At 71.3% G+C, this 26,474-nt stretch carries 22 protein-coding genes; 17 read left to right on the top strand and 5 right to left on the bottom strand.

Annotated elements, in window-relative coordinates; genetic code table 11:
- Positions 1-81: 81 nt before the first annotated feature.
- Positions 82-666: a hypothetical protein gene (locus ACFWCH_RS12705; RefSeq protein WP_247638660.1), complete on the bottom strand. Its 585-nt coding sequence runs from the start codon at positions 664-666 to the stop codon at positions 82-84.
- A 65-nt stretch (positions 667-731) separates the two neighbouring features.
- On the opposite strand from ACFWCH_RS12705, the gene ACFWCH_RS12710 reads away from it, so the two are divergent.
- Positions 732-2,045: a M50 family metallopeptidase gene (locus tag ACFWCH_RS12710; RefSeq protein ID WP_247638661.1), complete on the top strand. Its 1,314-nt coding sequence runs from the start codon at positions 732-734 to the stop codon at positions 2,043-2,045.
- Between the two features lie 21 nt (positions 2,046-2,066).
- On the opposite strand, the gene ACFWCH_RS12715 is transcribed toward ACFWCH_RS12710, so the two are convergent.
- On the bottom strand, positions 2,067-3,950 hold the full coding sequence (locus ACFWCH_RS12715; RefSeq protein ID WP_247638662.1) for a chorismate-binding protein: 1,884 nt from the start codon (positions 3,948-3,950) through the stop codon (positions 2,067-2,069).
- A gap of 215 nt (positions 3,951-4,165) precedes the next feature.
- On the opposite strand from ACFWCH_RS12715, the gene ispG reads away from it, so the two are divergent.
- Positions 4,166-5,317, top strand: coding sequence for a flavodoxin-dependent (E)-4-hydroxy-3-methylbut-2-enyl-diphosphate synthase (gene ispG / locus ACFWCH_RS12720; RefSeq protein ID WP_205812722.1), 1,152 nt, complete (start codon positions 4,166-4,168; stop codon positions 5,315-5,317).
- A gap of 50 nt (positions 5,318-5,367) precedes the next feature.
- Entirely contained in the window at positions 5,368-6,234 is an 867-nt protein-coding gene (locus ACFWCH_RS12725) for a hypothetical protein (RefSeq protein ID WP_206251393.1), read from the top strand.
- Here ACFWCH_RS12725 and ACFWCH_RS12730 read toward each other — a convergent pair.
- On the bottom strand, positions 6,203-7,660 hold the full coding sequence (locus ACFWCH_RS12730) for an RNB domain-containing ribonuclease (RefSeq protein ID WP_247638663.1): 1,458 nt from the start codon (positions 7,658-7,660) through the stop codon (positions 6,203-6,205). The genes ACFWCH_RS12725 and ACFWCH_RS12730 overlap by 32 nt on opposite strands.
- Positions 7,661-7,765: 105 nt before the next feature.
- Between ACFWCH_RS12730 and ACFWCH_RS12735 the strand changes: the two genes are divergently transcribed.
- The 3 genes from ACFWCH_RS12735 (at position 7,766) to ACFWCH_RS12745 (ending at position 11,521) form a co-directional block, all read left to right on the top strand.
- Entirely contained in the window at positions 7,766-8,821 is a 1,056-nt protein-coding gene (locus ACFWCH_RS12735; protein ID WP_247638664.1) for a zinc-dependent alcohol dehydrogenase family protein, read from the top strand.
- A 131-nt stretch (positions 8,822-8,952) separates the two neighbouring features.
- Complete coding sequence (locus ACFWCH_RS12740) at positions 8,953-9,723, top strand: isocitrate lyase/phosphoenolpyruvate mutase family protein (protein ID WP_136032878.1); 771 nt, start codon at positions 8,953-8,955, stop codon at positions 9,721-9,723.
- Positions 9,724-9,763: 40 nt separating this feature from the next.
- The gene (locus ACFWCH_RS12745; RefSeq protein WP_247638665.1) at positions 9,764-11,521 is read left to right on the top strand and encodes a proline--tRNA ligase; all 1,758 of its coding nucleotides are present in this window, start codon (positions 9,764-9,766) and stop codon (positions 11,519-11,521) included.
- Between the two features lie 18 nt (positions 11,522-11,539).
- Here ACFWCH_RS12745 and ACFWCH_RS12750 read toward each other — a convergent pair whose 3' ends face one another.
- The gene (locus ACFWCH_RS12750) at positions 11,540-12,040 is read right to left on the bottom strand and encodes a pyridoxamine 5'-phosphate oxidase family protein (protein WP_136032881.1); all 501 of its coding nucleotides are present in this window, start codon (positions 12,038-12,040) and stop codon (positions 11,540-11,542) included.
- A 140-nt stretch (positions 12,041-12,180) separates the two neighbouring features.
- Between ACFWCH_RS12750 and ACFWCH_RS12755 the strand changes: the two genes are divergently transcribed.
- The 6 genes from ACFWCH_RS12755 to ACFWCH_RS12780 all read left to right on the top strand — a co-directional run bounded on the left by ACFWCH_RS12755 (position 12,181) and on the right by ACFWCH_RS12780 (position 20,205).
- On the top strand, positions 12,181-13,221 hold the full coding sequence (locus ACFWCH_RS12755) for a TIGR00730 family Rossman fold protein (protein ID WP_378803635.1): 1,041 nt from the start codon (positions 12,181-12,183) through the stop codon (positions 13,219-13,221).
- A gap of 106 nt (positions 13,222-13,327) precedes the next feature.
- Positions 13,328-14,311: a transcription termination factor NusA gene (gene nusA / locus ACFWCH_RS12760; RefSeq protein WP_136032885.1), complete on the top strand. Its 984-nt coding sequence runs from the start codon at positions 13,328-13,330 to the stop codon at positions 14,309-14,311.
- A 76-nt stretch (positions 14,312-14,387) separates the two neighbouring features.
- Complete coding sequence (locus tag ACFWCH_RS12765) at positions 14,388-14,627, top strand: YlxR family protein (protein ID WP_240744613.1); 240 nt, start codon at positions 14,388-14,390, stop codon at positions 14,625-14,627.
- 94 nt (positions 14,628-14,721) lie between these two features.
- Positions 14,722-17,469 carry a translation initiation factor IF-2 gene (infB, locus tag ACFWCH_RS12770; RefSeq protein WP_206251390.1) on the top strand — a complete coding sequence of 916 codons (2,748 nt, stop codon included), beginning with the start codon at positions 14,722-14,724 and terminating at the stop codon, positions 17,467-17,469.
- 69 nt (positions 17,470-17,538) lie between these two features.
- Positions 17,539-17,964 (top strand): 30S ribosome-binding factor RbfA, encoded by a 426-nt coding sequence (gene rbfA, locus ACFWCH_RS12775; protein ID WP_136035107.1) that lies wholly within the window; start codon positions 17,539-17,541, stop codon positions 17,962-17,964.
- A 105-nt stretch (positions 17,965-18,069) separates the two neighbouring features.
- Positions 18,070-20,205, top strand: coding sequence for a helix-turn-helix transcriptional regulator (locus ACFWCH_RS12780; protein ID WP_247638667.1), 2,136 nt, complete (start codon positions 18,070-18,072; stop codon positions 20,203-20,205).
- A 7-nt stretch (positions 20,206-20,212) separates the two neighbouring features.
- Here the strand turns inward: ACFWCH_RS12780 and ACFWCH_RS12785 are convergent, their stop codons facing one another.
- On the bottom strand, positions 20,213-21,079 hold the full coding sequence (locus tag ACFWCH_RS12785) for an A/G-specific adenine glycosylase (RefSeq protein WP_247638884.1): 867 nt from the start codon (positions 21,077-21,079) through the stop codon (positions 20,213-20,215).
- A gap of 142 nt (positions 21,080-21,221) precedes the next feature.
- On the opposite strand from ACFWCH_RS12785, the gene truB reads away from it, so the two are divergent.
- From truB to ACFWCH_RS12810, 5 genes are all read left to right on the top strand, one after another.
- Complete coding sequence (gene truB / locus ACFWCH_RS12790; protein WP_247638668.1) at positions 21,222-22,115, top strand: tRNA pseudouridine(55) synthase TruB; 894 nt, start codon at positions 21,222-21,224, stop codon at positions 22,113-22,115.
- Positions 22,112-22,480, top strand: coding sequence for a hypothetical protein (locus tag ACFWCH_RS12795; RefSeq protein ID WP_136035100.1), 369 nt, complete (start codon positions 22,112-22,114; stop codon positions 22,478-22,480). Before truB ends, ACFWCH_RS12795 begins: the two co-directional genes overlap by 4 nt.
- A gap of 56 nt (positions 22,481-22,536) precedes the next feature.
- The gene (locus tag ACFWCH_RS12800; protein WP_205812769.1) at positions 22,537-22,974 is read left to right on the top strand and encodes a hypothetical protein; all 438 of its coding nucleotides are present in this window, start codon (positions 22,537-22,539) and stop codon (positions 22,972-22,974) included.
- Complete coding sequence (locus ACFWCH_RS12805; protein ID WP_136035096.1) at positions 22,971-23,921, top strand: bifunctional riboflavin kinase/FAD synthetase; 951 nt, start codon at positions 22,971-22,973, stop codon at positions 23,919-23,921. Before ACFWCH_RS12800 ends, ACFWCH_RS12805 begins: the two co-directional genes overlap by 4 nt.
- Before the next feature lie 209 nt (positions 23,922-24,130).
- A complete protein-coding gene (locus ACFWCH_RS12810; RefSeq protein ID WP_247638669.1) occupies positions 24,131-26,275 on the top strand; it encodes a DEAD/DEAH box helicase in 2,145 nt (714 codons plus the stop codon).
- Positions 26,276-26,474 lie beyond the last annotated feature (199 nt).

The raw sequence follows: 26,474 nt of genomic DNA on the forward strand, positions 1-26,474 counted from the left end.
TTCTCCAGAAAAGGTGTGCGGGCGCGCCGGAGGGCGCGCAAAGGGTGGCCGAGGGTTCGGCCGTGATTCTCGGGCGGCGGGTCAGCCGCGTGCGCACACCGGGGGGCCGCGCCGGGAGACGGCGGCGGCCACGGCACGGTCGAGGGGAGCGAAGCGCAGCGGACGCAGCGGGGTCGGGCGGCGATGGCCGGAGAAGCCCGTCGGCGACGCGCGACGCACGAGAGCGCGGAACCAGCCGGCGACGGCCCGCAGGAGGCGTTCGGCGTGCCACACCAGCAGAGTTGTCAGCACGGCGGCGCCGGCGTGCGCGAGGAGCATCGTCGCGTCGATGGGCGCGACGGAGACGGTGCCGCTCAACGCTGCCAGGTCGAAGTGATGGACGTGCGGGCCGATCGCGCCGTCGACGTCCGCGGTGGGGGAGCCGAGCAGCTGGAACACCAGGTGGAACACGGCTTGAGACACGAGCACGGCGACCGCGACGCGCCAGCGCGACCGACGGAGCCCGAGGAGGGCGGCGGTCGGTGCCAGGAACAGCACCGTGACCGCGAGGATCAGCAGCGGGTGGGGTGCCGCGCCGCCTCCGATGGTGTGGGACACCGCGGCGATGAGGGTCGCGGTGGCGGACACGGCGGCGGCGCGCAGGAGTCGCAGCTGCCGGGTGGTCACCATCCCAGCCTAGCCAAGCGGCGCGGGCGGGGCGGATTCCTAGCTGCGGGCAGTACCGTGGGCGGGTGGAAATCCTGCTCTATGTGGGCGGCATCCTGTTCATGCTGATCGGCCTCGGCCTCTCGATCGGTCTGCACGAGGTCGGCCATCTCGTCCCCGCGAAGCTCTTCGGCGTGCGCGTCGGCCAGTACATGATCGGCTTCGGCCCGCGGCTGTGGTCGAAGCGGATCGGCGAGACCGAGTACGGCTTCAAGCTGCTCCCGCTCGGCGGGTTCATCTCGATGTCCGGCATGTATCCGGCGTCGAAGGGGGAGCGACCGGCGTCCGGGGTGTTCCGCACGCTCATCCAGGACGCCCGCTCGGCCAACGACGAGACGATCGCCGAGGGCGCGGAGGACCGGGTCTTCTACAAGCTGCCGGTGTGGAAGCGCGTGATCGTGATGCTCGGCGGTCCGCTGATGAACCTGGTCCTGGCCGTGGTGATCTTCACGGTGCTCGTGTGCGGCATCGGCGTGCAGCAGGGGACGACGACCATCTCCGCGGTGAACGAGTGCGTGGTGCCCGCGTCGTCGACCGCCACCGAGTGCGCCCCGGACGACCCGGAGTCCCCCGCGGCGGAGGCGGGGGTGCGACCCGGTGACGTGCTGGTGTCGATCGACGGTCAGCCCGTGTCGACCTTCGAGCAGGCGACGACGATCGTCCAGGCCTCGCCCGGCGAGACGCTTGAGCTGGTGGTGCGGCGCGACGGGGCCGAGCAGACGCTGAGCCTCACGCCCATCGCGGCGGAGCGCACCATCACCGACGCGAGCGGGCGGCCCGTGCTCGACGATCAGGGCGACCCGGTCGTGCGCGAGGTCGGGTACGCGGGGATGATCTCGCAGATGGGCTTCGTGCAACAGCCGCTGAGCGCCGGACCGGAGATGGCCGCCGAGAACGTCGCGAGGGTGGCGTCGCTCATCGTCACGCTGCCCGTGCGGCTGTGGGATGTGGGTGTGTCCCTGGTCACCGGGGGCGAACGTGACCCGAACGGCCCGTTGAGCGTCGTCGGCGTCGGGCGCCTGGCCGGCGAGGTCGCGGCGACCGATGCCCCGATCCTCAACCGGTTCGCCGTCCTCCTGGGGCTGCTGGGGTCCCTCAACGTGGCGCTGTTCGTGTTCAACCTGATCCCGCTGCTGCCGCTCGACGGCGGTCACATCGTGGTCGCGCTGTGGGAGGGGGTCAAGCGGGCATGGGCGAAGCTCTTCCGGCGCCCGCCGCCCGCACCCGTGGACGCCACCCGGCTGGTGCCGCTGACGGTGGTGGTGGCCGTCCTGCTGATCGGGATGGGCGCGCTGCTCCTCGTCGCCGACCTGTTCAACCCCGTCAAGCTGCTCGGCTGACCGGCCCGGCACCGGCGCCGGTCACGCGAGGGCGTACGACACCAGGCGTTCGAGCGTGCGGATGCCGTCGCGCGACAGGATCGACTCCAGGTGTCCCTGTACGGACGCGAAGCGCGGGCCGCGGAGTGCGAACACGTCGCCGGAGCCCGGGTCGGCGGAGACCTCCGCATCCCCGATCCTCGTGGCACCGGGTGTCACACGCGCGGTGAAGGTGTTGTAGAACCCGATCGAGGCGTCCTCGCCGAACACGGGCACCGACTTCTGCAGTCCCTGATGCGGGGCGGCCAGCGGGACCAGCGCTGCGCCTTGACGGTCCGCGAGGATCTGGTGGCTCAGGCACACGGCGAGCAGGGGGGCCTCGGCGTCGAGCCGTCGCTCCACGACCGCGCGCATCCGGGCGATCCGCGCGCTGCCGGTATCGCGGGGGTCGCCGGGGCCGGGGCCCGCGACGACGAGGTCGGCCGCGGCCACTGCGTCGTCGGTCACGGCATCCCAGGCGGAGATCGTCACGTCCAGGCCGAGGTGACGCAGCTGGTGGGCGAGCATCGTGGTGAAGCGATCCTCGGCATCGACCACGAGGGCGGAGCGCCCCGTGAACGGGCCGGTGAACTCCTCGCCCTGCGGGTTCAGCCAGAACTCGGCGAGGCGGGCGTTGCGGGAGGACAGCAGCGCGGCGATCTCCGGGTCGTCGGCGAGGGAGCGGCGTGCACCGGGGGCATCGGCGTCGCTGCGAGCCTCGGCCGCACGGTCGCGGTCGATCGCCCCGATGGCGCCGAGCACGCCCGCCGCCTTGCCGTGGGTCTCGGACACCTCGCCGTGCGGGTCGGAGTGGCGCACGAGGGTCGCGCCGACGGGGACGCTGAGCTCGCCGTCGGCGAGATACACGGTCCGGATGAGGATCGGGGCGTCGAGGTCGTGCCCGCCGTCGGCGTTCGGGGTGAACAGCGCTGCGACGCCCGAGTAGTAGCCGCGGGGCTTCTTCTCGTGGCGACGGATCACCGCGCACGCGTTCTGCATCGGTGAGCCCGTGACCGTGGGAGCGAACATCGTCTCGCGGAGGATGTCGCGCGGATCCATGCCGCTGCGTCCGCGGAGCATGTACTCCGTGTGGGTGAGGCGGGACATCTCCTTGAGGTGCGGGCCGGTGATGCGCCCGCCGTCGGCGCAGACGGCGCTCATCATCTTGAGCTCCTCGTCCACCACCATGAACAGCTCCTCGGTCTCCTTGGTGGAGGCGAGGAAGGCGGCGAGGGTCCCCTTGGTCGAGCCCCCGGCCGGGTGCCGGAAGGTGCCGGAGATGGGGTTCATGGTGACGACGCCCTCACGCGCGACGACGTGCGCCTCCGGGCTCGCGCCGACCGCGATCCGCCCCGGGGTGACCACCGCGAACGTCCAGTACGCCCCGCGCTCATGCGCGAGCAGGGCACGGAACCACGTGAGGGCGGCCGTGCGGTCGTCGGTGTCGATGCTGGCGGTGTAGTCGCGGCGGATCACGAAGTTCGCGCCCTCGCCGCGTCCGATCTCGTCGGAGATGACCGTCTCGACGATGGCCGCGTACTCCTCGTCAGCGATGTCGAAGCCGCCGTCGTGCAGGGGGACCGACGAGGTCGGCAGCGCATCGAGCACCGCAGGCGTCGGCAGGTGCAGGTGCTCGTCCACCACGATGCAGCGCAGGGGAGCGCCGTCGTCCTGCGCGACGAAGCCGCGCTCGCGCACCTGGCGGTAGGGCACCAGTGCGAGCACCTCACGCGGCACGCCGTCCGCGGTGAGCGGGATGTCGGCGAGCAGGTCGACGTCGACGACCTCGCCCGTGAGCAGCTCGACGGAGTCGGCGCCGTCGCGCGCGATGAGCACGAAGGATGCGGCCGGATCGGCGCTGAGCTCGGCGAGTCGTGAGAGGGTCATCGATGTCTCCTGTGCAGGGCTCCGGCTCGGCGCAACGAAAAGACCGCCCCGGAGGCGGTCTGGATTCGTGGGAACGCGAACACCGCCTAGGAGGCGGGCCACCAGGTGAGGTTCGCGAGCATGGGGCGAAACTACCACACGCGGCACCCGCGACCCGGGCGGATGACGGGCCGCGCATCCAGCCCGCGCGCATCCGGGCGGCGTAGGCTGAGGGGGTGCCAGCTGTGAACCTTGGGATGCCTCGCATCCCCGAAGTCCTCGCCCCGCGCCGCAAGTCCCGCCAGATCAAGGTCGGCAAGGTGCTCGTGGGCGGCGACGCCCCCGTCAGCGTGCAGTCGATGACGACCACCAAGACGACCGACATCAACGGGACCCTGCAGCAGATCGCCGAGCTCACCGCCTCCGGGTGCGAGATCGTGCGCGTCGCCGTGCCGTCCCAGGACGACGCCGACGTGCTGCACATCATCGCGAAGAAGAGCCAGATCCCGGTGATCGCCGACATCCACTTCCAGCCGAAGTACGTGTTCCAGGCGATCGATGCGGGCTGCGCGGCCGTGCGGGTGAACCCGGGCAACATCCGGAAGTTCGACGATCAGGTGGGCGCGATCGCCAAGGCGGCGCAGGACGCGGGTGTCTCGCTGCGGATCGGCGTGAACGCCGGGTCCCTCGACCGCCGCCTGCTGGAGAAGTACGGCAAGGCCACGCCCGAGGCGCTCGTCGAGAGCGCGGTCTGGGAGGCGTCCCTGTTCGAGGAGCACGACTTCCACGATTTCAAGATCTCCGTCAAGCACAACGACCCGGTCGTCATGGTCAAGGCGTACCGCCTCCTGGCCGAGCGGGGCGACTGGCCCCTGCACCTCGGCGTGACCGAGGCCGGGCCGGCGTTCCAGGGCACGATCAAGAGCGCGACGGCCTTCGGCATCCTGCTCGGTGAGGGCATCGGCGACACCATCCGCGTGTCGCTGTCGGCGCCGCCCGCCGAAGAGGTGAAGGTCGGCCACCAGATCCTGCAGTCGCTGAACCTGCGGGAGCGCAAGCTCGAGATCGTGTCGTGCCCGTCGTGCGGTCGCGCACAGGTCGACGTGTACACGCTCGCGGAAGACGTGACCGAGGGTCTCAAGGACATGACGGTGCCGCTGCGTGTCGCCGTCATGGGCTGCGTCGTGAACGGTCCCGGAGAGGCCCGCGAGGCCGACCTGGGCGTCGCCTCCGGCAACGGCAAGGGGCAGATCTTCGTGAAGGGCGAGGTCATCAAGACCGTGCCCGAAGAGGACATCGTCGCGACGCTGATCGAGGAGGCGAACCGCATCGCCGCCGAGATGGGCCCGGACGCACCGCTCGGCACCGCGCAGGTCGTTACGGCCTGACCGTCGTCCGCACCCCGATCGCCATCCCCGCCGTACCGCACAGGAGAAGCATGTCCTCGCCCACCGTCGTGACCTTCGCCACCGGCTCCACGAGTGGAGAGGGCGTCGTCACCCACGTCGAGAGGACGCCGGAGGGCGTGGTGGTCGTGGTGGACGAGACCCCGTTCCACCCCGTCGACCACACCTGGCCCGACCAGCCGGGTGATGCCGGGACCCTCACGGTCGACGGCTCCTCCGTGGCCGTGGCAGAGGCCGTCATGGCGGCCGTGTCCGACGACGGCACGTTCGCGGTGGGTGCCGACATCCCCGTCAAGCGCGGGGCGGAAGGGTGGACCTGGCTGGTCGGCCACCGCCTCACGGGCGACGCCCCGGCGGCCCTGGTGCCCGGGGTCGCCGCGCGGCTGGACGTCGATGCAGACCGTCGCGCTGGCCTGAGCCGCGGGCACACCGCCTGTCATCTCGCGTCCCTCGCCCTCGACCTCGCGGTCGCCGACCTGTGGCGCAAGGACCCGGGCGCCGACGCCCTCGGCACCCCCGACTTCGAGGGGCGCGCCAACCAGACGAGCCGCATCCACGCGGATGGCGCCGTCGACGAGTACCGCCTGGGCAAGAGCCTGCGCCGCGCGGGCTTCGACACCGAGACCTTCGCGTCGACCCTCGCCGACCGCGAACAGCGGATCAACGCACAGCTCGAGGCGTGGGTCGAGTCCGCCGCCGCGAGCCGCGTCGAGACCGAGGGTCCGACGATCGTGGACCGTCGCCGCTGGCACTGCGAGCTGCCGGAGGGCGAGGCCGTGATCCTGTGCGGGGGCACCCACGCGCACTCGCTCGACGAGTTCGTCGCGATCCGGGTGGCGTTGGACCTGTCGGATCCTCAGCTGCTCGTCATGACGACGACCGCGACTCCCGCGGCCTGAACTCTTCGGCGACGCCCTCGAACTCCACCTCGCCCTTCGCGATGTCCGCGCGCGCCACGCGCACGCGGAGGCGATCGCCCGGCTTCACGCCGACGGGAGCGGGGGCGCTCGCCGTGACCGCGGGCTCGGCGATCTGGATGGTCACGCGCTCGCCGCGATCCTCGACGACGGTGGCGTCGAGCTCGGTGCCGACCAGCGGGGTCAGCAGCGCCGCCTCCACGGCGTTGACAGTCCCGGACGCCAGCCGGGAGGCGCGCTGACCGGACTCCTGCATCACGCCTGGCAGATCGGCGAGCGAGTCACGCACCCATGCCGGTACGGGTGCGCCGCTCGAGACCGCCAGGCAGATCGCCAGCGACCACCGGTCGACGAGTCGCCGCAGGGGCGCGGTCGCATGCGCGTAGGGGGCGGCGATGGCGGCCTGGACGGCGTCGTCCGGAGCCGTGCCGTCGAACACCAGATAGCCCGCGCCGCGGAACAGTGACGACGCGGCTTCGAGCACGGGCAGCGTCAGCGGGTCGTCCCTGTCCAGACCGCGCAGGAACTCGCCATAGGTGCCGTCGGTCCACGGGCGACCGAGGGCGATCGTCTGCAGGCGGAACGTCTCGAAGGCGGCATCGTCGGGCTCCGGCATCGTGCGCAGGATGCCGACGCCCGCACCCAGCATCAGCTGCGCTGCCGCCATCCCCGTCATGATCGACAGCTGAGCGTTCGCCTCCTCGATCGGGAGGGGACGGCGACGCACGATCGCGTAGCTGCCGTCCTCCGCGCGCACGACCTCCTCGTCGGGAAGGTTGAGGCTGGCCCCGCCACGCTTCCGCTCCCGCTCGAGCCGAAGGGCGCCGATCTCCGGGAGGAGCGCCGCTGGTCCACCCTCGCCGCGATCGAGGGCGGCCTGCGTCGTCGCGTAGTCGAGCTGGGCGCGGGAGCGGATGAGCGCCCGTTCGAGCCGGAAGTCGCCGACCTCCCCGGTCTCGTCCAGCGCGAAGGTCCACACCAGCGCGGGGCGGTCGGCGTCGGCGAGGAGGGAGGCGCGGTCCTCGCTGAGCACGGGAGGGTGCAGCGGGATCGTGCCGTCCGCCGCGTACAGGGTCTGTCCGCGCCGACGGGCTTCCGCATCGACCGCCCCGCCGGGCTCGACGAAATCGGGGACGTCCGCGATCGCGTAGCGCACGGTGTACCCCGACGAGGTCTTCTCCAGGTGGAAGGCCTGATCGAGGTCGCGCGAGCCCGCCGGGTCGAGCGTCGCGAAGGGGATGTCGCGCAGGTCGAGCTCGGGTGTGGATCCGCTGGCGCGCTCGGCCTCGGCGAGCACGTCGGGTGGGAACGAGGTGGGTGCGTCGAGCGCTTCGCGGAGGTCGGCGAGCGCGGCGGCGAGCTCGGTCTGGGCGGCGGAGGGAGCGACATGGGACCGGCGCTGAGGCATGGCTCCCACCCTAGGCCGAGAAGCCCCGGTCTCCGGAGGCGTTCTGTCGGTGGTGGCGCGTAACATTTCACCGACGACGTCAGGGTGACGCCGGAAGGGACAGCCATGAAAGCACTCGTCTACCACGGAGCCGGTGAGAAGCGATGGGAGGAGGTTCCGGATCCGACCATCCTGGCGCCGACCGACGCGATCGTCCGCATCGAGGCCACGACCATCTGCGGCACCGACCTGCACATCCTCAAGGGCGATGTCCCGGCCGTGACCGAGGGGCGCATCCTCGGTCACGAGGGTGTCGGGGTGATCACCGAGGTCGGAGGAGCCGTGACCGATCTCGCCGTGGGGGACCGCGTGATCATCTCGTGCATCACCTCGTGTGGGAAGTGCGACTTCTGCACCGCCGGGCTGGCATCGCACTGCCGAGCCGAGGAGGGGGCGTCGGGGATCGGCTGGATCCTCGGGCACCTGATCGACGGCACGCAGGCGGAGCTGGTGCGGATCCCGTTCGCCGAGACCTCGCTGCACCGGCTTCCGGATGGCGTCTCCGCCGAGACGGCGGTCGTGCTCAGCGACATCCTTCCCACGGGCCACGAGATCGGGGTGCAGTACGGCGGCGTGAAGGCGGGCGACGTGGTCGCCGTCGTCGGCACCGGGCCGGTGGGCCTCGCGGCGATCATGACCGCGCAGCTCTACGGGCCGAGCAAGATCATCGCGATCGACCTCGACGCGAACCGTGTCGAGCAGTCCAGACTCTTCGGGGCCACGCACGGCGTGGTCGCCGGCGCCGAGGACTGGCGCGATCAGGTGCTCGCCCTGACCGACGGGCTCGGCGTCGACGTCGCGATCGAAGCCGTGGGTGTTCCGGCGACCTGGAGCATGGCGCTGGACATCGTGCGCCCCGGCGGGCACGTCGCCAACGTGGGAGTCCATGGCGCGTCCGTCGACTTCCCGATCGATCGCCTGTGGATCCAGAACCTCACCATCACGACGGGCCTGGTGAACGCCGACACGGCGCGCATGCTCACCCGGCTCGTCGCCGAGGGTCGGATCGACCCGGCGGTGTTCGTCAGTCACCGCTTCGCGCTGGACGCCATCGAACAGGCGTACGACACGTTCGCGCGGGCCGCGGAGACGAAGGCGCTGAAGGTGGTGCTCACCGCCTGAACGCACAGGGGACAGAGGGTCGGCATGGGGGGATGCCGACTCTCAGCATCCGTCGGCGCCCCGCGACCGGGCCGAGACATCATCCCCACCGCTGCGGCCCTCGCGTCCGTGCCGGGCGTTAGCGTGGGGACATGACCACTGCTGCGAAGGCTCAGACCCTTGTCGGACTCTATGACGCGCCGGAGATCCTCCGCGTGGTGAACGTGTGGGACGTCGTGTCGGCGCGCGCGGTCGCCGCTCTGCCCGAGACGAAGGCGATCGCGACCGCCGGACACGGCATCGCCGCGACCTTCGGCTACGACGACGGCTCCACCCCGCGCGAGCTGATGATCGACATGGTGGGACGCATCGCCGCCGCCGTGCAGGTCCCGGTCACCGCCGACCTCGACGACGGCTACGGCGACGCGGGGGAGACCACGCGGCTCGCGATCGCCGCCGGTGTCGTCGGGGCGAACGTCGAAGACCGGCTGAAGCCGCTCGACGAGTCGGTGGCCGCGGTCGAGGCGATCGTGAAGGCAGCCGAGGCGGAGGGCGTGCCGTTCGCGCTCAACGCCCGCACCGACGCGTTCGTGCGCGCGGGTCACCGTCCCGTCCAGGAGAGCGTCGCCGATGCGATCCAGCGCGGCCGCGCTTTCCTCGACGCGGGAGCGACGGCCGTGTTCGTGCCCGGGATCCTCGACGCGAACGTGACGCGGCAGCTCGTCGAGGGCATCGGCGAGCGCAAGGTGAGCGTCATCGGCATCCCCGGTGCGCTCGCCGCCTCGGAGTACGAGAAGCTCGGCGTCGCCCGCATCTCGTACGGTCCGCTGCCGCAGCGGGTCGCGCTCACGGCGCTCCAGGAGCTGGCGGAGAGCCTGTACGCGGGCGGCGTCGTCCCGCAGGGCCTGCCCGCCCTGAACTGACGCGGCGGGACGGGGGACCACGGCTCACTACACTTGAGCCGTGGTCACTCGTCTCTCGAACTTCTTCCTCCGTACACTCCGTGAAGACCCTGCCGGTGCAGAGGTCGCCAGTCACAAGCTGCTGATCCGCGCCGGGTACATCCGACCGCAGGCCGCGGGCATCTTCGCGTGGCTGCCGCTCGGGCTGCGGGTGAAGGCCAAGATCGAGACGGTCATCCGCGAGGAGATGGCCGCCGCGGGTGCCCAGGAGGTGCACTTCCCGGCGCTGATGCCGCGGGAGGCTTACGAGGCGACGGGTCGCTGGGAGGAATACGGCGATCTGCTGTTCCGCCTCCAGGACCGCAAGGGGGGCGACTACCTGCTCGCCCCGACGCACGAGGAGGCCTTCACCCTGCTCGTGAAGGACCTGTACTCGTCGTACAAGGATCTGCCGCTGACGATCTACCAGATCCAGGACAAGTACCGCGACGAGGCGCGGCCCCGCGCCGGCCTTCTCCGCGGCCGCGAGTTCACGATGAAGGACGCCTACTCGTTCGACGCCTCGGACGAGGGGTTGGACGTGAGCTACCAGTCTCAGCGCGACGCCTACGAGCGGATCTTCCAGCGCCTGGGACTCGAGTACGTGATCGTGCAGGCGGATGCGGGCGCGATGGGCGGCTCGCGCAGTGAGGAGTTCCTCCACCCCACCCCCGTCGGCGAGGACACGTTCGTGCGCAGCGCCGGTGGTTACGCGGCGAACGTGGAAGCGTTCACGACCGAGGTGCCTGCGCCCGTGCCGTTCGACGCCGACGCGACCCCGGTGATCTTCGACTCGCCCGACACCCCCACCATCGAGACGCTCGTCTCGCACTGCAACCGTGAGCTGGAGGGCGAGTACACGGCGGCGGACACGCTCAAGAACGTCGTGCTCGCGCTGAAGCACCTCGACGGCACCCGCGAACTCGTCATCGTGGGCATCCCCGGCGACCGCGAGGTGGACGAGAAGCGCGCCGAGGTCGCCTTCGCTCCCGCCGAGGTCGAGACCGCGACCGCGGACGACTTCGAGAACAACCCTCTGCTCGTCAAGGGCTACATCGGTCCGTGGTCACCCACGGGCGCGGTGCTGGGGGAGGAGTCCGCCACCGGCATCCGGTACCTCGTCGACCCGCGGGTGAGCGAGGGCACCAGCTGGATCACCGGGGCGAACATCGACCAGAAGCACGCCCACTCCGTCGTGATGGGCCGCGACTTCGCCGCCGACGGCATCGTCGAGATCGCGAACGTGCGCGCGGGTGACCCCGCGCCCGACGGCTCCGGTCCGGTCGAGCTCGCGCGCGGCATGGAGATCGGCCACGTCTTCCAGCTCGGTCGCAAGTACGCCGAGGCGCTGGGACTGAAGGTGTTGAACGAGAACGGCAAGCTCGTGACGGTGACGATGGGCTCGTACGGCATCGGTGTCACGCGCATCCTCGCGATCATCGCCGAGCTGAACAACGACGACAAGGGACTGATCTGGCCCGCGTCCGTCTCCCCGTTCGACGTCCAGGTGGTGGCGGCGGGCCGCGACCAGGTGGCCTTCGACGTCGCGGAGGAGATCTCGCAGCGGCTGGAGAGCGCGGGACTCGATGTCCTGTACGACGACCGTCCGAAGGTCTCGCCCGGCGTCAAGTTCGGCGACGCCGAGCTCGTCGGTGTGCCGCGCATCCTGATCGTGGGTCGCGGTGCCGCCGAAGGACAGGTCGAGCTGTGGGATCGGCGCAGCGGCGAGCGTGACGCGCTGTCCATCGAGGAGGCGGTCGCGCGACTCACGTCGCGCTGACCTCGGTGACCGCGCGGCTCAGCAGGTGATGCGGCCGTGATCCATGGTGTCGTCCGGGGTGTCGTGGGTCACGAGGGCTTTCAGCGCCCCGGCGGCCATCGCGATCTTCCCCTTGGCGGGTTCCCAGAACTCGGTGACCCGCGGGGTGACCCGCAGGAGGGCGATGCCCGGCGTCTCCAGGCCGTCGGCGAACCAGATGTCGAGTGACGGCGAGTAGAGCTCTTCCATCTTGGCGCGGTCGTGCACGACCTCCGCGGTTCCGGCGACGGAGACGTAGCGCATGCCCTTGGAGTCGCAGTACGCGAGCCCCACGTCGTGGTTGCGGCGTGCCTCATCGACCTTCTCGGTGTCCTCCGCGGTGAAGAACCAGATGTCTCCCGCATCGTCCATCTGCCGGGTGGACATCGGGCGGCTCACGAGGTGGCCGTCCTCGTCGACGGTGGTGAGCATCGTGATGTCGATGTCCTCCACGAGCTCGGAGACGCGGGCGAGGGCTTCAGGTCCGGTGATCTCGGTCATGGAGCCAGGATGCCCCCGCCCGGTCGCCGCCGCAGGGGCGTTGACAGGGGCGGACGAGCGTGCTGACGCCGCGCGTGGTGCTCCGCCGCGCGGACGGCGTTGCGGGGCCCGATCGCGTGCGAGCATGACACGCTGGTGACATGGCCGAACAGTCCCTTCCTCCCGCGCTCACGTCCGAGATCAACGCCGTGCTGGACGAGGCGGGCGTGCACGCGGATCGGCGCCTGGTGATGCGGATGCTCCGGACCGCGCTGCAGCTGGGGGAGGACGGCACGGATCGCCTCGACCTCAAGATCGCCTCGGCGGCGCTGGCCGAGATGCGCGACGCCTTCCGTCTGTTCGCACCGTTCCGCGGTGTACCGAAGGTGACGGTGTTCGGCTCCGCCCGCACGCGCCAGGACGACCCGCTGTACGTGCAGGCGCGGGACGTGGCCGCCGCGCTCGCCCGCGATGGCTGGATGGTGGTCACGGGCGCCGGCCCCGGGATCATGCAAGCCGCGGCGGAGGGAGCGGGCCCCGCGCTGTCGCTCGGTGTCTCCATCCGGCTGCCCTTCGAGGAGAAGGCCAACGCGGTCGTCGCAGGTCAGGACCAGGTGGTCGCGATGAAGTACTTCTTCACGCGCAAGCTGATGCTGATCAAGGAGTCGAGCGGGTTCCTCTGCCTTCCCGGCGGGTTCGGGACGCTGGACGAGATGTTCGAGCTCCTCACGCTCCAGCAGACGGGTAAGGCGGAGCCGACGCCCATCGTCCTGCTCGACGAGAAGGGCGGGTCGTTCTGGGAGGGGATGCGTCGCTTCGTCGACGAGCACCTCGCGCCGATGGGTGTGATCTCGGAGGGCGACTTCGATCGGGTCGTGATCACCGATTCGGTGGAGGCGGCGAGGGCGGAGATCACGGGCTTCTGGCGCAACTACGACTCGCTGCGCTGGGTGGGTGACGCGCTGGTGCTGCGGCTGCGCGCGGAACCGACCGAGGCCGAGGTGGCGGAACTGAACGAGGCGTTCGGCTCGATGCTGTCGGACGGTCGCATCGAGCGGACGCCGCCGCTGCCGCCCGAGGCGGCCGACGACGATCGCCTCGACCTGCCGCGTCTGATGCTGCACCTGGATCAGCGCCAGGTCGGCAACCTGTTCCGCCTCATCGGGGCGATCAACGCGCTGCTGTCCGCCCCGACCGCCTGACCCGCCCCCGCCCCTGCCGCGTGGCCGGGGTCTCCGACGCACGGTATCGTTGTACGGATGTCGCGCGTGCGATCAGGCGCGACGAGAGCTGAATAGGGAGGCCGTCATGGACATCGAACTGAGTCTGCTGCGAGGGATCGAGAAGGAGAAGGCGATCCCGTTCGACGAGCTCGTCGCGATCATCGAGCAGGCGATCCTGACCGCGTACTCCAAGCACGTGTCGCCCGAGGGGGCGGCGCCCGAGGGCGTCCGCGTCGAGCTCGACCGTACGACAGGGCACGTCGCCGTGCTGCAGGTCGTCCGTGACGAGGAGGGCGCGGTCATCGGCGAGGAGGACGCGACCCCCGACGACTTCGGGCGCATCGCCGCCTTCGCCGCCAAGCAGGTCATCAGCCAGCGCCTCCGGGACATCGCCGACGACGCCGTGCTGGGCGAGTTCAAGGGGCGTGAGGGCGACATCGTCGCCGGCGTCATCCAGCAGGGGCCCAACCCGCGGATGATCCACGTCGACCTCGGCTCGGTCGAGGCGATCCTCCCGCCGGAGGAGCAGGTGCCCGGCGAGGAGTACACGCACGGCTCGCGTCTGCGCGTGTACGTCACGAGCGTCGCCAAGGGGCTCAAGGGGCCGCAGATCACCGTGTCGCGCACCCACCCGGGCCTCGTCCGCAAGCTGTTCGCGCTCGAGGTGCCGGAGATCGCAGCCGGACTGGTCGAGATCGTCTCGCTCGCGCGGGAGGCCGGTCACCGTACGAAGATCGCCGTGCGCGCGAACGACCCGTCGATCAACGCGAAGGGCGCGTGCATCGGCGAGCTCGGGCGGCGCGTACGCGCCGTCACGGAGGAGCTGTCCGGCGAGAAGATCGACATCGTCGACCACGACCCCGACCTCGCGACCTTCGTCGCCCATGCGCTGTCACCGGCGAAGGTCACGAGCTCGTTCGTGCTCGACGCCTCCACCAAGGCGGTCAGGGCGCTCGTGCCGGACTACCAGTTGTCCCTCGCGATCGGCAAGGAGGGGCAGAACGCCCGCCTCGCCGCCAAGCTGACCGGCGCGAAGATCGACATCCAGCCGGACAGCGTCCTCGACTGATCGGACTCCGCGGCCCGCCACGCCCCGGGGCGGGCGAACGCGGACGGAACGCAGGTGTAAGATGGATCCCGTACGAATGTGCGTCGGTTGTCGCACGCGTGCTCCCCGCTCCGCCCTGCTCAGGGTGGTGAGCCAGAACAACACCCTCGTCCTCGATGAGCGTGCTGTCCTGCCGGGACGAGGCGCGTGGGTGCATCCGACACAGGAATGCATGGATGCCGCCCTGCGGCGCCGTGCTTTCGGACGTGCACTCCGTGTGTCCGCCACTCTGGACACGCAGACCATCGAACAGCATCCGCTGAGAACCAAAGGCTGAACGGCTATGGAAACAAAGTGAACGGCTCGAAATGAGACCCGTCCGCGACTAGTGGTCTGCCCTGTCTGGGCAGACCGACCCAGACAGGAGAATTGTGGCTGGTAAACCACGCGTACATGAGATCGCCGCTGAACTCGGCGTCGACAGCAAGGTCGCCCTCGCGAAGCTCAAGGAGCTCGGCGAGTTCGTGAAGAGCCCGTCGTCGACGGTCGAGCCCCCGGTGGCGCGCAAGCTGCGCGCCGCGATCGAGGCCGACCCGTCGCTCAAGGCGTCCGGCGAGCCCGCGGCGGCCAAGCCCGGGCCCAAGCCCGCGGCGAAGAGCTCGGCACCGACCCCCGGCCCGAAGCCGGGACCCAAGCCCGGACCCGCGGCTCCGGCCGCTCCGGCACCCGCCGAGGCTCCCGCCGCCGCACAGGCTCCGGCGGAGAAGGCTCCGGCTCCCGCGGCTCCGGCCAAGCCGTCCGCTCCGGCGCCGGCCGCCCCGTCGTCGGGTGACGGCAACGCCCCGAAGCCCGGTGCGCCGCGCCCCGGCAACAACCCCTTCTCGTCGGCGCAGGGCATGGGGCAGCGCCCCGCCGGTCCCCGTCCCGGCAACAACCCCTTCGCCTCGGCGCAGGGCATGGGACAGCGGCCGACCCCCGGCAACATCCCGCGTCCGCAGGCGCCGCGTCCCGGGGCTCCTCGTCCCGGAGCGCCCCGTCCGGGTTCGCCCCGTCCGGGTGCGCCTCGTGGCGGCCAGGGCGGTCGTCCCGGTGCTCCGTTCCAGCAGCGCACGGGCGGTCCCGGTCGTCCGGGTGGCGCCGGTGGCGGTCCCGGTGCGGGCCCCCGTCCCGGTGGTGGCTTCGCCGGTCGTCCCGGTGGCGGCGGCGGTCGCGGTCGTGGCCCCGGTGGCGGCACGGCCGGTGCCTTCGGTAAGGGCGGCGGCAAGAGCAAGCAGCGCAAGTCGCGGCGGGCGAAGCGGCAAGAGTTCGAGATGCGGAGCGCCCCGGTCGTCGGCGGCGTCAACGTCACGCGCGGCAACGGCGAGACGATCCGCATGCGCCGCGGTGCGTCCATCGCGGACTTCGCCGACAAGATCGAGGCACTGACCGGCTACACCGTGCAGCCGGGCACGCTCGTGACGATCCTCTTCAACCTCGGCGAGATGGCCACGGCCACCGAGTCGCTGGACGAGGCCACGTTCGAGGTCCTGGGTGAGGAGCTGGGCTACAAGGTCCAGATGGTCTCGCCCGAAGACGAGGACAAGGAGCTCCTCGAGGGCTTCGGTCTCGACCTCGAGAAGGAGCTGGCGGAGGAGAGCGAGGACGACCTCGAGATCCGTCCCCCGGTCGTCACCGTCATGGGTCACGTCGACCACGGTAAGACGCGCCTTCTCGACGCGATCCGTCAGACGAACGTCATCGAGGGCGAGGCCGGCGGCATCACCCAGCACATCGGTGCGTACCAGGTCTGGACCGAGCACGAGGGCATCGAGCGGGCCATCACCTTCATCGACACCCCGGGTCACGAGGCGTTCACCGCCATGCGTGCCCGTGGTGCCCAGGTGACCGACCTCGCGATCCTCGTGGTCGCGGCCGACGACGGCATCATGCCGCAGACGGTGGAGGCCCTGAACCACGCCCAGGCGGCGAACGTGCCGATCGTGGTCGCGGTCAACAAGGTCGACAAGCCCGAGGCCAACCCGGCCAAGGTGCGTCAGCAGCTGACCGAATACGGTCTGGTGGCCGAGGAGTACGGCGGCGACGTGATGTTCGTCGACGTGTCGGCTCGCGCGAACACCGGCATCCAGGACCTCCTGGACGCCGTGCTGCTCACCGCGGACGCCGGTCTCGACCTCACCGCCAACCCGAACAAGGCCGCTCGCGGTGTCGCCATCGAGGCGAAGCTCGACAAGGGCCGCGGTTCGGTCGCGACGGTGCTGATCCAGTCCGGAACCCTGCGGGTCGGTGACGCGATCGTGGCGGGTACCGCCTACGGCCGCGTGCGCGCGATGATCGACGAGAACGGCGAGACCGTCGAGGCGGCCGCGCCGTCTCGCCCGGTCCAGGTGCAGGGACTCAACTCCGTGCCCCGCGCCGGCGACGTCTTCATCGTCACCGAGGAAGACCGCATGGCCCGTCAGATCGCCGAGAAGCGTGAAGCGGTCGAGCGCAACGCCCAGCTGGCCAAGGCCCGCAAGCGCATCTCGCTCGAGGACTTCACCCGTGCTCTGGAAGAGGGCAAGGTCGAGTCGCTCAACCTCATCATCAAGGGTGACGTCTCCGGTGCCGTCGAGGCGCTGGAGGAGTCGCTCCTCAAGATTGAGGTCGACGACTCGGTCCAGCTGCGCATCATCCACCGCGGTGTCGGTGCGATCACCGAGTCCGACGTGAACCTGGCGACGATCGACAACGCGATCATCGTGGGCTTCAACGTCCGCCCCGACACGAAGGCGCGCGAGCGCGCCTCCCGTGAGGGCGTGGACATCCGCTTCTACTCCGTCATCTACAACGCGATCGACGAGATCGAGAGCTCGCTCAAGGGCATGCTCAAGCCGGAGTACGAAGAGGTCCAGTCGGGTGTCGCCGAGATCCGCGAGGTGTTCCGCTCCTCGAAGTTCGGCAACATCGCCGGTGTCATCGTGCGGTCGGGAACGATCACGCGCAACGCGAAGGCCCGCGTCATCCGCGACGGCGTCGTCATCGCCGATGGCCTGGCCATCGAGTCGCTGCGCCGGTTCAAGGACGACGTCACCGAGGTGCGCACCGACTACGAAGCCGGTATCGGCCTCGGCAAGTACAACGACATCCAGATCGGCGACGAGATCGAGACCACCGAGATGGTCGAGAAGCCTCGCGGCTGATCGGGTTCGATACCTTCGGGCGGGGATGCTGAGGCGTCCCCGCCCGAAGGCCTCTGAAGGGAAAGAGCTATGGCAGGCGAACGACAGGCACGACTCGCGGACCGCATCCGTGTGATCCTCGCCGAGCGTCTCGAGAAGGGTCTGCGCGACCCGCGGCTCGGGTTCGTGACCATCACCGATGTCCGCGTGAGCGGAGACCTGCAGCACGCCTCGGTGTTCTACACGGTCCTCGGCTCGGAGGAGGAGCGCATCGCGAGCGGTGCCGCCCTGACCTCGGCGACGGGCATGCTGCGCAGCGAGGTCGGCCGACAGCTGAGCACGCGTCTCGTGCCGACGCTCGAGTTCATCCCGGACGCGCTCCCGGAGAACGCCGATCACATCACGGCGCTGCTGCGTGAGGCGCAGGAGCGGGACGCCGAGGTCGCGAAGCTCGCCTCCTCTGCCTCCCCGGCCGGCGACGCCGACCCGTACCGCTCGGTCGACGACGAGGACTGATCCGTTTGATACCCTCGGGTCCGCGGGGATGACATCCGATGGACCTGGGGGATCGGCATTCCAGCGACGGTATCGAGCGACGGCGGTGTCGTCGCGCCCGCGATCGTGGAGCTGCTGCTCCGCGATCTTCTCGCGCGCGAACTGGTCTGCGCGCCGCACGTGGTGGCGCGACTGGCCGCGCGTCTCGCCGCCGATCCGCCGAGCGTCGTCGAGGTCGCGGAGCGGCTGACGCCGGACCAGCGGCTGGGACGGCGCGCGCTGCCCTCACCCCTGCCCCTGACGCCCGCGGTCGAGCGTGCCTTCGCGGAGCTCGAGCTCTCGGAGCGTGACCGCACGCTGCTGCTCGCGCAGACACTGCGCAGCGGCGACGACCTCGGCACCCTGGTCGCGTTCGACGGCCGGTCGGCGCGGGAGCTGGCGGCCTCCCCGGTCGGCGCACTGCTCGTGATCCATGCGGGCCGGGTGCGACTGTCCGACCCGCGCCTCTCGGTGTGGATTCAGGCGCTGTCGACCTCGGCGCGGACGGCGGAGGTGCATTCCCGGCTGGCGGGACTGCACGCGGCCCTCGGCGATGAGGACGCAGCCGCGTGGCATCGGGCGCGCGCGTCGTTGACCGGCGACCCCGCGGCCGCACGGACGCTGGTCGGTGCGGCGCGGAGACTGCTCGGCGCCGGACGGGAGGAGCGCGCGCTGGCTCTCGCCCGGGAGGCCGCGGCGCACGTGTCGGGCCGCCGGCGGGACGGGGCGATGCTGCTCGCCGGACTCGCGGCCGTCGGCGCGGGGCTCGCCGGGGATGCCGTGCACGATCTCGGCAGCCTGTATCCCCGCGCGTCGGCGCGGCTCCGGGGACGGGCGCTCGGGGGACTGCTGGTGGCGCAGACGTTCGTGCTGGGCGCGGTGCCGGATGTCGATCCCGCGCTGTTCCGACCGCGGAGCGCGAAGGGTCGGGCGGCATGGCGCGACTGGACGAGAGCGGCCGGACTCGCGGCGCTGCTGTGCGCGGAACGAGGAGACCGGGCCCCGATGCGCCTGTGGCTCGACGCGGTGCGCGAGGGAGCCGCGGTCGTCGGGGCCGAGACCGGGCTGCGGGAGCCCGTCGTCGCCCTGTGCTGGCTTCTTGCGGGGGACAGCGAGGTCGGCGATGGAGAGGGTGAGGGGCCGCTGTGCGGAACCCTGCTCCGGGCGCTCCGACTCGCCGCTCGCGGTGACATCGAGCAGGGGCTGCGCCTGCTGCGCGACGACTCGCCCCTGGCCGATCTCGAACCGGACCATCTGGTGCCGGGGCTCGAGCGCAGTCCGCTCGTGCGCGCCTATCGGGCGGTGGCCGAGACGCTGCTGCTGGTGTGGCGTGGTGACATCGGTGCGGCGCGGGAGCGGCTGCTCCGCGCCGCGGTCGAGCTCCCGGTCGCGCTTCCGTTCGCGGGACTGGGGGTCGTCCTCGCGCGGCGGCTCGATCTCGCCGTGCGGGGGGAGATCGGACCGGTCGCCCACGCCCTCACGGCCGTGCTTCCGGTGGGGGGAGGCGTCGACGGGTTGGTCGACAGCGGGATCGAGGCCTTCCTGGCGGGCGCGGTGGACGCGGCGGGGGCGGCGGTGGAGCTCTGGCGCGACGGCGGGGCTCCGGAGCCGGTGCTCGGTGTTCCCGGGCTCGAGGAGGTGGCTGTCGCGGCGCAGGTGCAGCGCGCGGCGTCCGGGCCCGTCACACCTCCGGACCTCGCGGTGGCACGCGACCTCCGGGTGCGCCTCCTGGCGGCGTCGGCGGGGAGCTGGCCGTCGGAGCGGGACGACGTGCGGGAGACGGCGCGCACGCTGCGCTCCCCGTTCGCGCGGGCGCGCGTCGAGCTCGTGCTGGGTCTGCAGCACGCGGTGCGTGACGACCATCTCGCCGCACGGATGCACCTGCAGCGGGCGGAGCGGCTGTTCGAGGCGGCGGGTGCGGACGCGTGGGCGCGGGCGGCCAGGGACAGGATCGATCGGCTCGACACGACGGCGGCGCAGCTCGTCCCCGCGCCGGAGCGGCTCTCGGTGTGCCGCAGCGTGTGGAGGCGGCGGCTCACCGCCCGTGAGCTCGACGTCGCGATGCTGGCCGTTCGTGGCGCGGGCAACCGCGAGATCGGTCGAGAGCTGAGCGTGTCGGTGCGGACCGTGGAGGTGCACCTCGGGCGCGTGTTCGCGAAGCTGGAGGTGCGCAACCGTGTCGAGCTCACGGCTCTCGCCCACCGCACCGAGCGTCACCTGTGATCCGGGGTCACCGGGGGAGCGTGAGCCCTTCGCCGTCGGTCTCGGCGAGGCCGTCCGCGATGAGGGAGTCGATCGCCCGGTCGCGCTGCCGGGCGTCGGGCCACTCCGGGATCACCGCGGCCAGGGGGACGGCGTCGGGGGCGGCGTCGCGGAGGAGGCGCAGCACCGTGCCGCGGGCCTGACGGTCCGATCCCTCGTAGGCGGCCTGGCGGCGTCGAGCGTCGCCGGTGTCCGGTCGACCGGCCGCCAGCCAGGCGCACTGCTCGGCGATCGGGCACACCTCGCAGCGCGGTGCCCGAGCCGTGCAGATCGTGGCGCCCAGCTCCATGGTCGCCGCGTTGAAGAGCGCGGCCTCCACGTCGTCGTCCGGCAGCAGCGCGTCCATGAGGGCGAGGTCGCGCCGGGACGGCGGCGCCGGGTGTGCGCGCCCCTCGACCGCCCTGGCCAGCACGCGTCGGGTGTTGGTGTCGACGACCGGGTGCCGATCACCGTACGAGAACACCGCGACCGCTCGTGCCGTGTAGTCGCCGATGCCGGAGAGTGCCAGGAGCGCGTCGACGTCACGCGGCACGACACCTCCGTGCCGCTCGACGACCTCGATCGCGGCGCGGTGGAGCCACAGGGCACGGCGCGGGTAGCCGAGGTTGGCCCACTGCTGCACGACCTCGGCGGTCGTCGCCTCGGCCATCGCCGCGGGGGTCGGCCACCGCGTCAGCCAGGCGTCCAGATGCGGGATGACCCGGGTGGCGGGGGTCTGCTGCAGCATGAACTCGCTGACCAGCACGCCCCAGGCGCCGAAGCCGTCGTGGAACTCGCGGCGCCGCCACGGCAGGTCGCGGGCGGCCGATCGATACCATGACGTCAGGTTCGGCATCGTCGTGGGGGAAGACGGCGGAACGGGCACCCCGCCAGCCTAGGCGAGCGGGATCGGGACGACCGGGCCGAGGCACGGAGCCGTCGTACGAGGTGCGCGGCTGACGCACGGACGGCGCACCACGCGTCGGTAGGCTGGAGGGATGGTCCCCTCCGGCATCCTCCTCGTCGACAAGCCCGGCGGGCTCACCAGTCACGACGTGGTCGCCCGCACGCGGCGGGCCTTCGGCACCCGCAAGGTGGGTCACGCCGGCACGCTCGACCCGATGGCGACCGGGCTGCTGGTGATCGGCATCGAGGGTGCGACGCGGCTGCTCACCTACGTCGTGGGTGCCGACAAGACCTACCTGGCCACGATCCGGCTCGGCGCCACCACGACCACGGACGACGCCGAGGGTGACACGCTCACGGTCGCCGAGTCTGCGGCGTGGTCGACCGTCACCGACGACGCGATCGCTGCCGGCGTCGCCGCGCTGACGGGGGAGATCTCCCAGGTGCCCAGCGCGGTGTCGGCCATCAAGGTCGACGGACGTCGCGCCTACGACCGGGTGCGCGCGGGGGAGGAGGTCGTGCTCGCGGCCCGCGAGGTCACGGTCAGCCGGTTCGACGTGCTCGCCAGCCGTCGCGGCGAGGACCACATCGACCTGGACGTGATCGTGGACTGCTCGTCCGGCACCTACATCCGCTCCCTGGCCCGCGACCTCGGTGCCGCGCTCGGGGTCGGGGGCCATCTGACGGCCCTGCGGCGGACCAGGGTCGGCCCCTTCGACGCGGCGGACGCGGTGGGCGTCGACGAGCTGGAGGGCGCGCCGACGCTGACCCCGGCGCAGGCGGCGTCCCGCATCCTCCCGGTGCTCGCGGTCTCGGCGGATGAGGCGAGGGACCTGCGGCACGGGAAACGCCTGGTGGGCCAGGCCGATCGGCTCTCCGGCGCCCTCGTCGCGGCGATCGATCAGGACGACGTGCTGGTCGGCATCGTCGAGAGACGCGGCGCCGACGTCAAGAGCGCCATGAACATGCCGGAGGCCGTCCGATGATCCTGTGGTTCACGATCGTGCAGATCGCGGTGGCGGTCGCCGCCGGCGTCTTCTGCCTGGTGGCCGGTCTGGCGGGGCGCCGGCCGAGCGACTTCTCGGTCGGCGCGCTCGCACTCGTCGAGTTGCTGCTGATCGGGCAGGTCGTCGTCGCGATCGTCGCCCCGCTCGCGGGGAACCCGCCCACGGGCGATCTCCTCGAGTACTGGGTGTATCTGGTCTCCGCCGTGCTGCTGCCGATCGGCGCCGTGCTGTGGGCCCTGATGGAGCGCAGCCGCTGGAGCACGGTCGTGCTGGGCGTCGCGGCGCTCGCGATCGCGGTCATGCTGTGGCGCATGCAGGCCATCTGGACCGTCCAGGTCGCTTGACGGCGGGAGCCCGGCGGAGTCCGGCGTCCCGCCGCGGCTCTAGGATGGAATGCGCTATGAGCTCCACCGCCCCCTCCACCCGGATGACCGGAATCGGTCGCGTCCTCGTGATCGTCTACGCCGTCATGGCGCTGGCTGCCACGGGGCGCAGCTTCGTGCAGATCGTGCGCCGGTTCGATGAGGCGCCGCTCGCGTACACGCTGTCCGCCGTCGCCGCGCTCGTCTACATCCTCGCGACACTGGCGCTGATCTTCGCCCGGCGTCGCGGGTGGTACACCGTGGCGTGGGTCGCGATCGTGTTCGAGCTCACCGGCGTTCTCGTCGTCGGGGTGCTGAGCATCCTGCTTCCCGCGCTGTTCCAGCACGAGACCGTGTGGTCGCTGTTCGGCCGCGGCTACCTCTTCGTGCCGCTGGTGCTTCCCGTCTTCGGCATCTGGTGGCTGCGCACGCACCGCCCCGTCGCGGTGGAACGCCCGGTGGAGGCCGTCGCGTGATCGTGTTCCGCAGTCCGGAGGAGGTGCCGGACGGCTTCGGACCCAGCGCGGTCGCCATCGGCAAGTTCGACGGGGTGCATCGAGGGCACCGCGCCGTGATCCAGCGGCTGAAGGACACCGCGGCCGCCACGGGGAGCCGGGCGGTCGCCGTCACCTTCGACCGCAATCCGCTCGCGGTCCTGCGCCCCGACCGGTGCCCCGAGAACGTCGTCACGGTGGAGCGCAAGCTCGAGCTGCTCGGCGAGCTGGGCCTCGACGCGACCCTAATGCTCACCTTCGACGAGGAGCTCGCCGCCCGCTCGGCGGAGGACTTCGTGGTGGACATCCTGGTGGGCGCGCTGCAGGTGTCGACCGTGTTCGTCGGCGCGGACTTCCGGTTCGGGCATCGCGGGGCAGGCACACCCGAGCTGCTGCGCGAGCTGGGCCCCCGCTACGGCTTCACGGTCGAGGTGGTCGAGGACGTGTACCTCGAGGGGTCGTCGCGGCGCGTGTCGTCGAGCTGGATCCGCGAGCTGCTCGTGGACGGCGACGTCGCGGGCGCCGCGCGGGTGCTGGGGCGCTCTCCCGATGTGCGCGGCGAGGTCGTGCACGGCCTCAAGCGCGGCCGCGAACTGGGCTTCCCCACCGCCAACCTCTCGACCATCGTCGACGCGTTCGTCCCCGCGGACGGCATCTACGCCGGCTGGCTGGTCGACCACGACACCGGCATCCGGCATCCGTCCGCGATCTCCGTCGGCACGAACCCCACGTTCGACGACGTGCTGGTCCGCCAGGTCGAGGCGCACGTGCTGGGAGAGACGGGGCTCGACCTCTACGGGCACGACGTGACGGTGGAGTTCGTGGAGCGGCTGCGCGGCATGGTGGCGTTCGAGGGCATCGAGAAGCTCATGTCGCAGATGGCGGCCGATGTGGCGCAGGCTGCGGCGATCCTCGGCGTGGAGTCCTGACCGCTGCACCGCGATTCCGGCGCGCGGTTCCGCGGGCGGTCGGCCCGATGACATAGAATGGGAGCAGGCTCCCGCCGACCCGCGCACCGCCGTGAGCGCCGGAGGGAGACGATCCACGGTCCGCACGGTCCTGGCTCACGCCACACGCGGACGACGAGAACGGCCATCGGCTCCCTGGGGGCGCCGGGCCCTTCAGGCTCAGGAGGAGCATGCCGACCACGGCAACCGCCGCCACGCGGCGCAAGAAGACGTCCCGTCGCGACGACGAGGCACCCCTCATCCCGATCCTCGCGCGCAAGGTGCGCGAGATCGAGGCGAAGTCCCAGCGCGGCAAGCTGGGCCCGACGAACCGCACGAAGTTCCAGGTCATCGCGTTCCTGGTGCGTGAGGAGCGCGCGCGGGTCAAGGCCGACACCGAGATCACCGACGCCGCGCGCACCGAGCTGCTCAAGCGTCTGGACGGCGTCGCCACGATCCTCGCCAAGACGGCCGCGCGCGACACCTCGCTCATCCAGCTGCTGGAGGCCGACCAGGCCACGTCGCCCGTCGCCAAGCGCATGCGCCGCGACTGGCTGCTGGAGTCGGGCGCCGAGCTGCCGCCCGAGGAGCTCATCATCGCGGACCAGGTGCCCGTGCAGGCCCCCGTGGTGCCGGCCGCGATCGCCGAACGTCAGGTGACGCCGCCGTCCGTGGAGTCGCGACAGCTCGCCAACCCCTTCCTCGCGCCCGACCTCACGCCGCGCCCGGCCAGCACGCCCCGGCGCCGCCTCGACGGCTGGGAGCTGATGGGGCCGCTGTACAAGGCGTTCGAGACCGGCGCCGGCGGTGCGGCAGCCTCGATGGAGCTTCCGCCCGCGCCCGAGTTCGACCACGTGTCGCCCAAGGGTCTCGACGTGATGGTGCACCAGTCGCGCTTCCTCGAGGCGGTGCGCGCGGGGCACCGCAGCTTCCTGCTCGCGGATGAGCCGGGTCTGGGCAAGACCGCGCAGTCGGTGCTGGCGGCATCCGTCGCAGGCGCCTACCCGCTGCTCGCCGTGGTGCCGAACGTGGTGAAGATGAACTGGGCGCGCGAGGTGGAGCGGTGGACGCCGCAGCGCCGCGCGACCGTCATCCAGGGCGACGGCGACGACATCGACGCGTTCGCCGACGTGTTCATCGTCAACTACGAGATCCTCGATCGTCACCTGTCGTGGCTCGCGACCATCGGTCTGCGGGGCATGGTCGTCGACGAGGCGCACTTCATCAAGAACCTGTCGTCGCAGCGCTCCCAGAACGTGCTGTCGCTGGCCGCGCAGGTGCGTGAGCGCACGCCGGGACACGACCCGCTGATGCTCGCGCTCACGGGTACCCCGCTGATCAACGACGTCGAGGACTTCGACGCCATCTGGCGCTTCCTCGGGTGGACGAACGGCGAGAAGCCGGGACCGGCGCTCATGGAGAAGCTCGACGCGACCGGGTTCACGCCCGCCGACAAGGCGTTCTATCCCGAAGCGCGGGACGCGGTGATCTCGATGGGCATCGTGCGCCGCAAGAAGAAGGACGTCGCGGCCGACCTCCCGGACAAGCTCGTCGCAGATCTGCCGGTGCAGCTCGACGACGAGTTCGGACGCAGCATCCGTCAGGCCGAGCGCGAGCTGGGGGAGCGGCTGGCCGCGCGCTACCGCCGCATCATCGAGGCACGGGGCGATCGCGGGCTCCTTCCCGGCGAGATCGACGACGACATCGTGCGCCTGGTCGCTCAGAACGAGCTCGAGGAGTCGAAGGCCGCGGGCACCGGCGGCGACAACGTCTTCACGATGGTGCGCCGCATCGGTCAGGCCAAGGCGCCGCTCGCGGCCGACTACGCGGCGCAGCTGCAGCGGTCGGTCGGCAAGGTCGTGTTCTTCGCGAAGCACATCGACGTCATGGACCAGGCGGAGGCGCACTTCGCCGCCGCGGGCATCCGCGCGGTGTCGATCCGCGGCGATCAGACCACGACCGTGCGTCAGCAAGCGATCGACGACTTCAACGGCGACCCGGACGTGGGCATCGCGGTGTGCTCGCTGACGGCTGCCGGTGTGGGGCTCAACCTCCAGGCCGCGTCGAACGTCGTGCTCGCCGAGCTCTCGTGGACGGCGGCCGAGCAGACGCAGGCCATCGACCGCGTGCACCGCATCGGGCAGGACGAGCCGGTGACGGCGTGGCGCATCATCGCCGCGCACACGATCGACACCAAGATCGCGGAGCTCATCGACCAGAAGCAGGGCCTCGCGGCCAGGGCGCTGGACGGCGAGGCGACCGAGGAGGCGGCGAGCGAGTCGGTGCAGCTGGCGGCCCTCATGCACCTGCTGCGCGAGGCCCTCGGCGGGAGCTGAGCCTCCGCTAAGAACGCGACTTCTTAACGCCGGATTCGCCTCGGATCGGGCTTCGATCTCAAAGTTCGCGGATTCCGCGGGTCGGGCGCGTCAAGATCCTGGTTTTTCGACGCGTCCGAATGGCGGCGGAGGGCGGCGTGCCGCTAGGGTCGATCCCAGGCACCGTCGCCTTTCCCCCTCCCGACACTCGAACCTCCGA

It is taken from the genome of Microbacterium sp. NPDC060132, assembly GCF_042729675.1.
Classification (GTDB): Bacteria; Actinomycetota; Actinomycetes; order Actinomycetales; family Microbacteriaceae; genus Microbacterium; species Microbacterium sufflavum.

Excerpts from the sequence above, each read along its gene's own strand:
- rbfA (WP_136035107.1), top strand. The coding sequence starts at position 17,539 with ATGGCAGGCGAACGACAGGCACGACTCGCGGACCGCATCCGTGTGATC.
- ACFWCH_RS12800 (WP_205812769.1), top strand. The coding sequence starts at position 22,537 with ATGAGCTCCACCGCCCCCTCCACCCGGATGACCGGAATCGGTCGCGTC.
- ACFWCH_RS12715 (WP_247638662.1), bottom strand. The coding sequence starts at position 3,950 with ATGACCCTCTCACGACTCGCCGAGCTCAGCGCCGATCCGGCCGCATCC.
- ACFWCH_RS12795 (WP_136035100.1), top strand. The coding sequence starts at position 22,112 with ATGATCCTGTGGTTCACGATCGTGCAGATCGCGGTGGCGGTCGCCGCC.
- ACFWCH_RS12785 (WP_247638884.1), bottom strand. The coding sequence starts at position 21,079 with ATGCCGAACCTGACGTCATGGTATCGATCGGCCGCCCGCGACCTGCCG.
- ACFWCH_RS12740 (WP_136032878.1), top strand. The coding sequence starts at position 8,953 with ATGACCACTGCTGCGAAGGCTCAGACCCTTGTCGGACTCTATGACGCG.
- ACFWCH_RS12755 (WP_378803635.1), top strand. The coding sequence starts at position 12,181 with ATGGCCGAACAGTCCCTTCCTCCCGCGCTCACGTCCGAGATCAACGCC.
- ACFWCH_RS12730 (WP_247638663.1), bottom strand. The coding sequence starts at position 7,660 with ATGCCTCAGCGCCGGTCCCATGTCGCTCCCTCCGCCGCCCAGACCGAG.
- ACFWCH_RS12810 (WP_247638669.1), top strand. The coding sequence starts at position 24,131 with ATGCCGACCACGGCAACCGCCGCCACGCGGCGCAAGAAGACGTCCCGT.
- nusA (WP_136032885.1), top strand. The coding sequence starts at position 13,328 with ATGGACATCGAACTGAGTCTGCTGCGAGGGATCGAGAAGGAGAAGGCG.
- truB (WP_247638668.1), top strand. The coding sequence starts at position 21,222 with ATGGTCCCCTCCGGCATCCTCCTCGTCGACAAGCCCGGCGGGCTCACC.
- ACFWCH_RS12725 (WP_206251393.1), top strand. The coding sequence starts at position 5,368 with ATGTCCTCGCCCACCGTCGTGACCTTCGCCACCGGCTCCACGAGTGGA.
- ACFWCH_RS12735 (WP_247638664.1), top strand. The coding sequence starts at position 7,766 with ATGAAAGCACTCGTCTACCACGGAGCCGGTGAGAAGCGATGGGAGGAG.
- ACFWCH_RS12750 (WP_136032881.1), bottom strand. The coding sequence starts at position 12,040 with ATGACCGAGATCACCGGACCTGAAGCCCTCGCCCGCGTCTCCGAGCTC.
- ACFWCH_RS12765 (WP_240744613.1), top strand. The coding sequence starts at position 14,388 with ATGTGCGTCGGTTGTCGCACGCGTGCTCCCCGCTCCGCCCTGCTCAGG.